This is a genomic window from Mycobacterium sp. 1482292.6 (assembly GCF_001672995.1).
Taxonomy (GTDB): domain Bacteria; phylum Actinomycetota; class Actinomycetes; order Mycobacteriales; family Mycobacteriaceae; genus Mycobacterium; species Mycobacterium europaeum_A.
In genome coordinates this window covers 1-566 of sequence record NZ_LZKV01000182.1, presented here as the reverse complement: position 1 = coordinate 566, position 566 = coordinate 1, and the positions used below count along the sequence as shown (strand labels likewise).

Annotated in this window: 1 protein-coding gene; it reads left to right on the top strand. The window is 73.9% G+C overall.

Annotated elements, in window-relative coordinates:
- Nucleotides 1–522 (top strand): DUF2561 family protein (locus A5624_RS17835; RefSeq protein ID WP_066868727.1); only part of this gene is annotated, 522 nt, incomplete at its 5' end.
- Between the last annotated feature and the right edge of the window lie 44 nt (nt 523–566).

Below are 566 nucleotides of genomic sequence, written 5' to 3'. Positions count from 1 at the left end.
GCGGCCGCCGTCGCCCTGGCGGATCTGGGCAGGGGCTTTCACAAGGCGGCCAGCAGCCCGCACACCACCTGGGTGCTGTACGCGGTCATCATCGTCTCGGCCCTGATCATCGCGGGCGCGATCCCGATCCTGTTGCGGGCCCGCCGGATGTCGCAGTCCGAGCCGGCCGCTCAGGCGATGACGGCGCCGGCACGCGGGCCGTCACGACCTGCGGTGCGGCTGGGGACCGGCGCCCTGCGCACCGGACCCGAGCGGGCCGCCACGGTGCAAACGGCGCCGGTATCGGGCGCCGAGTGGTCGGGCGAGGCGGTCGATCGAGTGTGGTTGCGCGGCACCGTGATACTGACCGGCACCATGGGCGCGGCGCTGATCGCGGTCGCGGCGGCGACCTACCTGATGGCGGTCGGACACGACGGCGCGTCCTGGCTCGGCTATGGGCTCGCCGGCGTCATCACCGCCGCGATGCCGGTGGTCGAGTGGCTGCACATCCGCCAGTTGCGCGGCGTCGTCGCCGACCAGTAGCCGCCGACGGCAACGGGGTTGGCAGGCGGGGGAGGATGTGCCGG